Annotated in this window: 10 protein-coding genes; 7 read left to right on the top strand and 3 right to left on the bottom strand. The window is 41.7% G+C overall.

The window, feature by feature from the left end; all coding sequences use genetic code 11:
- The first annotated feature begins 58 nt into the window (after nucleotides 1–58).
- A complete protein-coding gene (gene hisB, locus QVP90_RS08350; protein ID WP_007480417.1) occupies nucleotides 59–1183 on the top strand; it encodes a bifunctional histidinol-phosphatase/imidazoleglycerol-phosphate dehydratase HisB in 1125 nt (374 codons plus the stop codon).
- A 211-nt stretch (nucleotides 1184–1394) separates the two neighbouring features.
- On the opposite strand, the gene QVP90_RS08355 is transcribed toward hisB, so the two are convergent.
- Complete coding sequence (locus QVP90_RS08355; RefSeq protein WP_021936158.1) at nucleotides 1395–3323, bottom strand: NAD(+) synthase; 1929 nt, start codon at nucleotides 3321–3323, stop codon at nucleotides 1395–1397.
- Between the two features lie 354 nt (nucleotides 3324–3677).
- Between QVP90_RS08355 and QVP90_RS08360 the strand changes: the two genes are divergently transcribed.
- The 3 genes from QVP90_RS08360 (at nucleotide 3678) to QVP90_RS08370 (ending at nucleotide 5450) form a co-directional block, all read left to right on the top strand.
- On the top strand, nucleotides 3678–4094 hold the full coding sequence (locus QVP90_RS08360) for a Fur family transcriptional regulator (protein ID WP_288204122.1): 417 nt from the start codon (nucleotides 3678–3680) through the stop codon (nucleotides 4092–4094).
- A 25-nt stretch (nucleotides 4095–4119) separates the two neighbouring features.
- Entirely contained in the window at nucleotides 4120–4677 is a 558-nt protein-coding gene (locus tag QVP90_RS08365) for an NADH peroxidase (protein WP_005923828.1), read from the top strand.
- Between the two features lie 137 nt (nucleotides 4678–4814).
- Complete coding sequence (locus QVP90_RS08370) at nucleotides 4815–5450, top strand: SagB/ThcOx family dehydrogenase (RefSeq protein ID WP_005923826.1); 636 nt, start codon at nucleotides 4815–4817, stop codon at nucleotides 5448–5450.
- Nucleotides 5451–5531: 81 nt separating this feature from the next.
- Here QVP90_RS08370 and QVP90_RS08375 read toward each other — a convergent pair whose 3' ends face one another.
- Entirely contained in the window at nucleotides 5532–6002 is a 471-nt protein-coding gene (locus QVP90_RS08375; RefSeq protein WP_007480420.1) for a thioredoxin family protein, read from the bottom strand.
- A gap of 2 nt (nucleotides 6003–6004) precedes the next feature.
- Complete coding sequence (gene trxA, locus QVP90_RS08380) at nucleotides 6005–6310, bottom strand: thioredoxin (protein ID WP_005923822.1); 306 nt, start codon at nucleotides 6308–6310, stop codon at nucleotides 6005–6007.
- A 170-nt stretch (nucleotides 6311–6480) separates the two neighbouring features.
- Here trxA and QVP90_RS08385 point away from each other — a divergent pair, with 170 nt between their 5' ends.
- The 3 genes from QVP90_RS08385 to QVP90_RS08395 are packed head-to-tail and all read left to right on the top strand — an operon-like array spanning nucleotide 6481 to nucleotide 8587.
- On the top strand, nucleotides 6481–7287 hold the full coding sequence (locus QVP90_RS08385) for a UDP-2,3-diacylglucosamine diphosphatase (RefSeq protein ID WP_005923819.1): 807 nt from the start codon (nucleotides 6481–6483) through the stop codon (nucleotides 7285–7287).
- Nucleotides 7284–8408 carry a glycosyltransferase family protein gene (locus QVP90_RS08390; RefSeq protein ID WP_005923816.1) on the top strand — a complete coding sequence of 375 codons (1125 nt, stop codon included), beginning with the start codon at nucleotides 7284–7286 and terminating at the stop codon, nucleotides 8406–8408. Before QVP90_RS08385 ends, QVP90_RS08390 begins: the two co-directional genes overlap by 4 nt.
- Nucleotides 8405–8587: a type II toxin-antitoxin system HicB family antitoxin gene (locus QVP90_RS08395; RefSeq protein WP_005923813.1), complete on the top strand. Its 183-nt coding sequence runs from the start codon at nucleotides 8405–8407 to the stop codon at nucleotides 8585–8587. Before QVP90_RS08390 ends, QVP90_RS08395 begins: the two co-directional genes overlap by 4 nt.
- The last annotated feature ends 78 nt before the right edge of the window (nucleotides 8588–8665 follow it).

An 8665-nucleotide genomic window follows, 5' to 3' on the forward strand; every position in this document is an offset into this window, starting at 1 on the left:
CTCCCTCTCCTACGGAGAGGGTTGGGGAGAGGCCCCCATTTCTAAATAATTATTAATCATGAAGAAGAAAATATTGTTTATCGACCGGGATGGCACTTTGGTTATAGAACCACCTGTGGATTACCAACTCGATTCATTGGAAAAATTGGAGTTCTATCCGAAGGTGTTTCGTAATTTAGGTTTTATCCGTAGTAAGCTTGACTTCGAGTTTGTAATGGTCACTAATCAGGACGGATTGGGAACAGATTCTTTTCCAGAGGAAACTTTCTGGCCGGCACATAATCTTATGTTAAAGACGTTGGCCGGTGAAGGAATAACATTCGATGAGATCCTGATAGACCGCAGCTTTCCCGAAGATAATGCACCGACCCGTAAACCCCGTACCGGAATGTTGACGAAATATATCGATCACCCGGACTATGATCTGGCGGGTAGTTTTGTTATCGGTGATCGTCCTACGGATGTAGAACTGGCTAAAAATTTAGGTTGCCGGGCCATCTATCTGCAAGACTCTACCGAACTGTTGGAAGAAAAAGGTCTTGAATCGGTTTGTGCTTTAGCTACTACCGATTGGGATAAGATTGCCGAATATCTTTTTGCCGGTGAACGTAAAGCGGAAGTGAAACGTACAACGAAAGAAACCGATATTTTTGTTGCTTTAAATCTCGATGGCAATGGGGTTTGTGATATTTCTACAGGGCTTGGCTTTTTTGATCATATGCTCGAACAGATAGGAAAGCATTCCGGAATGGATCTGACTATCAAAGTGAAAGGCGATCTTGAAGTGGACGAACATCATACCATTGAAGATACTGCTATTGCTTTAGGCGAATGCATTTATCAGGCTTTGGGGAGTAAGCGGGGGATTGAGCGATACGGTTACGCTCTCCCTATGGATGATTGTCTTTGTCAGGTGTGCCTTGACTTCGGTGGGCGTCCCTGGTTAGTATGGGATGCAGAATTCAAACGTGAGAAAATAGGAGAGATGCCTACGGAAATGTTTTTGCACTTTTTCAAATCGTTGAGCGATGCCGCAAAAATGAATTTGAATATAAAAGCGGAAGGACAGAATGAGCATCATAAAATTGAAGGCATCTTCAAAGCATTAGCCCGTGCATTGAAGATGGCGCTGAAGCGGGATATCTATCACTTTGAATTACCATCCAGCAAAGGGGTGCTTTGATTCTGTTATCGGACTTGTTTCATCGGATTGAAACAGTTTGTTTCATCCTATTGGAACTACCCGTTTCCATTATATGGAACCATGAGTTTCATCCTATTGAAACCAATCGTTTCAATAGGATGAATTCTTTTTATAACCTAAATCAGTTGTCTTTTTCCGTTGTTATTCCTATATAAGCAGTCATTGTAAGTATTGAAGATATTCTTCCTGCTTATAGGTTCTCTATTTCTTTAAGCCATGTAGCGGAACTTGCATCACTGGGCATCCTCCAGTCACCTCGCGGGCTGATAGAGATACTGCCCACTTTGGGGCCGTCGGGCAGGCAGGAACGTTTGAATTGCTGATTGAAGAAACGACGGAAGAAAGTGGAAAGCCACTTCTTGATTGTTTCTTCGTCATAAATATCTTTGAATGCTATATTTGCCAAATAATATATCTTGGATGGCCGGAATCCGAAGCGCATAAAATAGTAGAGGAAGAAATCGTGCAATTCATAAGGACCTACCAGATCCTCTGTTTTTTGTTGTATCTCTCCATTTTCATCTGCAGGGATCAGTTCCGGACTGATAGGTGTCTCTACGATATCGAGCAAGGTGATACGTGACTCTTCATCTATGTCATTCTCCGCCACCCATTTTACCAGATATTTCACTAATGTTTTTGGGACACTGCCATTGACACCGTACATTGACATGTGGTCGCCATTGTAGGTAGCCCATCCTAATGCCAGTTCCGACAAATCACCGGTTCCGATTACCATTCCCCATGTTTGGTTGGCTATATCCATTAATATTTGCGTGCGTTCACGTGCCTGGGAGTTTTCATAAGTTACATCATGTATGTTTATATTGTGATTTATATCTTTGAAGTGCTGTATACATGCTTCCTTGATACTGATCTCCCGAATCGTAATTCCTAAGGATTTCATTAACGAAAGCGCATTATGATAAGTCCGGTCGGTGGTACCGAATCCCGGCATAGTGACTCCGATAATGTTTTTACGGGGCAGCTCCAATTTATCGAAAGTTCTCACGCAGACAAGCAAGGCAAGCGTAGAATCCAGTCCTCCCGAAATACCGATCACGGCAGTCTTGGCTCCTGTGTGAACCAGGCGTTGTGCCAGTCCGGCTACCTGTATGGAAAACACCTCTTCACAACGTTCGTTCAACGTTTCTCCCTGCGGGACAAACGGGTGCATATCGAAAGTACGTGTCAGATTCAATTCTTTGCTGTTTACGAATTCCGTTGTGATACGCAGTGGCTTCTTACCGGAAGGGACAGTGCCTTTACTTGCGGCAAATGTCGTATTGATACGACGTTCAGCACGTAAACGTTCTACATCTATTTCGCTGATTACCAATTGCTCTTCGAGACTAAAACGCTTATTATGAGCCAACTCGCTGCCATTCTCGTAGATAAGACCGTTCCCGGCAAAAACGACATCAGTGGTCGATTCTCCGAATCCGCAGGAAGAGAAGACATACCCTGCAATGCACCGTGCCGACTGCTGGCTGATGAGCGAGCGGAGATAACTATGTTTACCGATACCTTCGTTATCGGCAGAAAGGTTGAACAGGATTTCCGCACCTTGGAGCGCTAACGTTGAGCTGGGAGGAATGGTAGACCACAGATCTTCGCAGATTTCAATACCGAAAGTGGTATCGGAAGTTTCAAAGAGCAGATTAGTTCCCATCGGTACTATCTGTCCGCATAGGCGTACGTTGTCTTCTGCCACTTGTAGGGCGGAAGTAAACCAGCGTTGTTCATAAAATTCTTTATAGTTCGGAAGATAAGTTTTGGGGACTACTCCCAAGATTTTCCCTTTCTGAATGACTACGGCTGCATTGATAACGGTAGAATTTACCGCTATCGGCATTCCCAAGATAGAGATAATGTCCAGTTGGCGGGTATTATTCAGTATTTGCATCAGCCCCATTTCGGCCTCTTCCAATAAAAGTTGCTGCCCGAACAAATCACCGCAAGTATAGGCTGTGATACACATTTCAGGGAATGTGATAATCTGTACTCCTTTACCGTCTGCAATGGCAATTAAGCTTTCCAATTGTCCGGCGTTGTATTTACAGTCTGCTATTTTCACCCGGGGTACTGCTGCCGCTACTTTTACAAATCCGTAGTTCATAATGAGTAATTCTTTAATTTGTCAATATGCCAATGGGGCTCTTTACCATGTATAGCATGCTTCTTTTGACATATGAACGATGATAATAATCTTATTTTGTTGCAAAAGTAGGAAATAGTTTTGAGAAAATCGTGCGATAAATACTAAATAGCTTTCTTATATATATGAATGTATATCTTTAATAAGATTAACTGCCAGATTCTGCCTGTTTACTGCCATATTCTGATGATCCGGATAATTTGTCGCATGTTTTTTGTGAAATTTATCTTTGAATTGTTTGCGGTAACAAAAGAAATCTTTATCTTTGCATCAGATTTAAAATTGTACTGATTACAATTTTGGAAAGGGGAAATGATGAAATCATATGATCGGTTATTAAAATACAGTATAAAACCTTCTATGCAGCGTATTGCTATTATGGAGTATTTGATGGAGCATCGTACGCATCCATCGGCCGATGAAATATATACGGCATTATCTCCTTCGATGCCAACACTCTCGAAAACAACCGTTTATAATACACTGAATTTGTTTTCAGAGCAAGGTGCTGCTTTGATGCTTACGATTGACGATCGGAATGCCAACTTCGATGCAGATACTTCACAACATGCACATTTCTTGTGTAAAAAGTGTGGGAAAATTTATGATCTGGCTTTTCCGGGAGAGGTGAGAGAGGTGGAAGAAACTCAAATAGATGGGCACGAAGTGAAAGAAATACATTATTATTATAAGGGTGTTTGTAAGAATTGTTTAAGAAAAGATACGTATTGACTAATTAATTAAAATTAAAGACAAAATGAAAAAATTTAGATGTACTGTCTGCGGTTACGTTTATGAAGGTGACGCAGCTCCTGAGAAATGTCCTTTGTGTAAAGCTCCTGCAAGCAAGTTCGTAGAAGTTGTTGAATCTGAAGGTGGTGCTCTTACTTTTGTTGACGAACATGTAATCGGTGTTGCCAAAGGTTGTGACGAAGAGATGATCAAGGATTTGAATAACCATTTCATGGGTGAGTGTACAGAAGTTGGTATGTACTTGGCAATGAGCCGTCAGGCTGATCGCGAAGGATATCCGGAAGTAGCTGAAGCTTTCAAGCGTTATGCTTGGGAAGAAGCAGAGCACGCTTCTAAATTTGCAGAATTGCTGGGTGACTGCGTATGGGATACCAAAACTAACCTTGAAAAGAGAATGAATGCCGAAGCCGGTGCTTGCGAAGACAAAAAACGTATCGCTACACGTGCTAAAGCATTGAACCTGGATGCTATTCATGATACGGTTCATGAAATGTGTAAGGACGAAGCTCGTCACGGTAAAGGTTTCGAGGGACTTTACAACCGTTATTTCGGAAAGAAATAATCAGTATAATTCGTAAATGGATGAAAGGCTTGTATCTTCAGAAAGGTACAGGCCTTTTTTTATTAAACTTTCTTATAGGATGCAAGGAATCAATAAGATACGGTTATATTTGTGCATCAATTTTAATTTCACAGATTATGAGAAAAGTACAATTGTTATTATTGTGTCTATTGGTTTCGGTAGCTGCTTTTGCTGCTGAGAAAGTAATCAAACTGCCCAAACCCAACATGAACCGTTCGGGATCGGTGATGAATGCATTGTCTGAACGTCATTCTACTCGTGAATATGCTGCCAAAGCATTGACTTCTGCCGATTTATCGGATTTGTTATGGGCTGCCAATGGTGTAAATCGCCCGGCGGATGGGAAACGTACGGCACCGTCGGCGATGAACAAGCAGGATGTAGATGTTTACGTCGTGTTGCCGCAGGGTACTTATTTGTATGATGCCAAAGCGCATCAGTTGAACTTGGTTGCCGAGGGTGATCATCGTGATGCCGTAGCAGGTGGGCAGGCTTTTGTAAAAACAGCACCGGTGTCTCTGTTACTGGTCAGTGATTTGTCACGTCTGGGCGATGCAAAGAATACCCATACTCAATTGATGGGGGCGGTGGATGCCGGTATCGTTTCACAGAATATTTCTATTTTCTGTGCCGCAGCTAATCTGGCGACTGTACCGCGTGCTTCGATGGATACTGCAAAACTGAAAAGTGTACTGAAATTGAAAGAGAGCCAATTGGCGTTGATGAATCATCCGGTGGGATATTATAAATAATGGATTAATGATAAGTGATTAGTGCCTTGCGGATTACAGCGCAACTTGCTAATCACTTATCATTAACCCACTATTTTACTGCTATTTTAATAGAAATTCGTCTATCGCTTTTTGGTAGGTGGCTTTATCTGCCGCACCACGGAAAAGCTGAGGCTCTCCGTTCATGGGGATAAATACGAAAAGAGGGATGCTTGTTGCATTGAACAAAGCTGCCAATTCTTTTTCTTTATCTACATTTACTTTATAAATTACAATTTTTCCGTCGTATTCTTTGGCCAACGACTTCATGATGGGAGCTGTCATGCGGCAAGGACCGCACCAATCGGCGTAGAGGTCGATAATGGCAGGTTTGTCACCTTTGTATTTCCATTCTTCACTTTTTTCGTAGTCGAATACATCTTTGATGAACATTTCTTTATTCATCATAATGACTTCACCACTTTTTACCTCTTTTTTACTTTGTTGATCTACATTTATTTTGTTTTCGTCATTGAAAGCGTAAACGATGACGCCAATCATGACGAAAGCTACCATAGCTAATACTTTCTTCATTCTTAATTTTTATGTGAATACTGTTCTATTACTCCTGTCAGTTCGCTGGCATGTATCATTCCGGAGTGACGCCATACCGATTCTCCGTTACTGAATAATATAAATGTAGGTACGGCTTGTATCTTAAATCTGGCTGCCAGTTGTTCGTGCTGGTCTACGTCAATTTTAACAATGCGTGCTGTATCTCCTACTTTAGATTTTACTTCTTCGAGTATAGGCTTCATTGCCTTACAAGGACCGCACCATTCTGCGAAGAAATCTACCAATACGGGAACCGGTGACTGTATTAATTCATCAAATTTTTCCATGATTTTTCCTTTCTTAAAATGAATTACCAGCCTTTTCAGGCTGCGAATATAATTACTATTTTTAAATATATAACGCTGGAATGCGGTTTTTGTTCATAAAATAGTAATCTTGCAGACATCTGGTTGTAATGCCGAATACTGACTTTTGTATATCGAAAAATTCAAAGATTATGTATTTACGCACGTATTATCCCACCGTTGTCCTCTCGGATATTCATCTGGGGACCCAGCACTCCAAAACTGAGGAGGTAACCCGTTTTCTTAAATCAATCAATTGCGACCGTTTGATATTGAATGGAGATATCATTGACGGATGGCATTTACAAAAAAGTGGTTTAAGCAAGTGGAAAGCGAAGCATACGGATTTCTTCAAAGTGATAATGAAGATGATGGAAAATTTCGGTACGCAGGTTATCTATGTCCGTGGTAATCATGACGATTTTCTTGATAATCTGGCACCGTTGAACTTTTATAATATACAGATTGTTAAAGACTGCATTTATGAAAGTCATGGCAGGCGCTACTATGTGACGCACGGAGATATTTTTGATACGGTGACTACCCGTATGAAGTGGCTTGCAAAGTTGGGGGATACCGGATACACGTTTTTGCTTTGGCTCAACAAGGTATACAATGCCCGGAGAATGAAGCAGGGGAAACCCTATTATTCGCTTTCCCAGTCTATCAAGAATAAAGTGAAATCGGCCGTTTCTTATGTTTCTGATTTTGAAAAGGAGTTGGTGACGTTGGCAAGGGCCAGAAAATGTGATGGAGTCATTTGCGGGCACATTCATCATCCTGCCAATACATATTATGATGATATCCATTATCTGAATTCCGGTGATTGGGTAGAGACGCTTTCGGCTTTGACGGAAGACGAGGATGGAAACTGGAGCGTGCGTTATTTTGATAGTATGTCGATGCCTGACAGAGAGTTGAAAGAAAAAGAAACCGAACAAATAACAATAGCCTCATGAAATATTTATTTATTGTCCAGGGGGAAGGGAGAGGGCATTTGACCCAAGCGCTGACGCTTGAAGAGATATTACGGCGTAATGGGCACGAAGTGGTGGAGGTACTCGTTGGCAAGAGTTCGTCGCGTACTTTGCCGGGATTCTTTAACCGTAATATACAAGCGCCGGTGAAGCGTTTTCTTAGTCCGAACTTCATGCCTGCACCAGATAACAAACGGGCTGATTTAAAAAAGAGTTTTGTCTATAATCTCATACATTTACCGGAATATTTCCGGAGTATGTGTTATATAAACCAACGGATCAGGGAGACAGGGGCGGAAGTTGTGATCAACTTCTACGAACTTTTAACCGGCCTTACCTATGCATTCTTCCGTCCCTCCGTTCCGTATATATGTATCGGCCATCAATATTTGTTTTTGCATCGTGAGTTTGAATTTCCGAAAAAGAGCCCGGTACAATTGTTTTTGCTTCGCTTTTTTACCCGGATGACAAGTTTGAAAGCAGAAAAACGGTTGGCCTTGTCTTTTCGTAAGATGGCCCAAGATCCGGTGAATAATATTGTGGTCGTTCCTCCTTTACTCAGGCAGGAAGTGGCGGCTATCCGTCCGGAAACGGGACATTATATCCATGGCTATATGGTGAATTCCGGATTTTCGGACAGCGTGGAGGCTTTTCATACAACTCATCCTGAAATATCCTTGCATTTCTTTTGGGATAAAGCTGATGTTGAAGAGGAGATGCATGTAGATGAAACACTGAGTTTTCATCGGATCGATGATGTGAAGTTTCTTAATTACATGGCAGGGTGTAGTGCCTATGCCAGTACGGCCGGTTTTGAGTCTATCTGTGAAGCCATGTACTTAGGTAAGCCGGTATTGATGGTGCCTGCCCATATCGAACAGGACTGCAATGCACATGACGCAGTTCGCTCCGGTGCGGGAATTATGAGCGACTCGTTCGAATTGGAATCGTTACTCCGGTTTTCGGAAACCTATTGCCCTAATCGGGAATTTATCTACTGGGCGCGTAGTAGCGAACGCCACATCATTGATGAATTGGAAAAGTTAGCAGATCATCAATCAATAGTAAATATACCTACATTAACAAATTATTTGCCGATATGAAATTAAAAAGAACGGACTATATATTAGAACGTACCTCTGACGGAGGTTATTATGCTTGGCTTGTCGTGAATATACAATGTAATGCGTATGGAGACTCTCCTGAGGAAGCTGTGGAAAATTTGCAGCAGACAATGGAAGAATTTCTGGATGAAATGTATTTGGTAGAAGAGTTTATTTAGTGATTAACGGTTTAGTGGTTAGTGATTGGTGATTAGTGTCATACGGCATATAGCGCAGTCACTAATCACCTATCGCTG

This window comes from Bacteroides sp. CAG:189 (assembly GCF_000432295.1).
Lineage (GTDB): Bacteria > Bacteroidota > Bacteroidia > Bacteroidales > Bacteroidaceae > Bacteroides > Bacteroides salyersiae.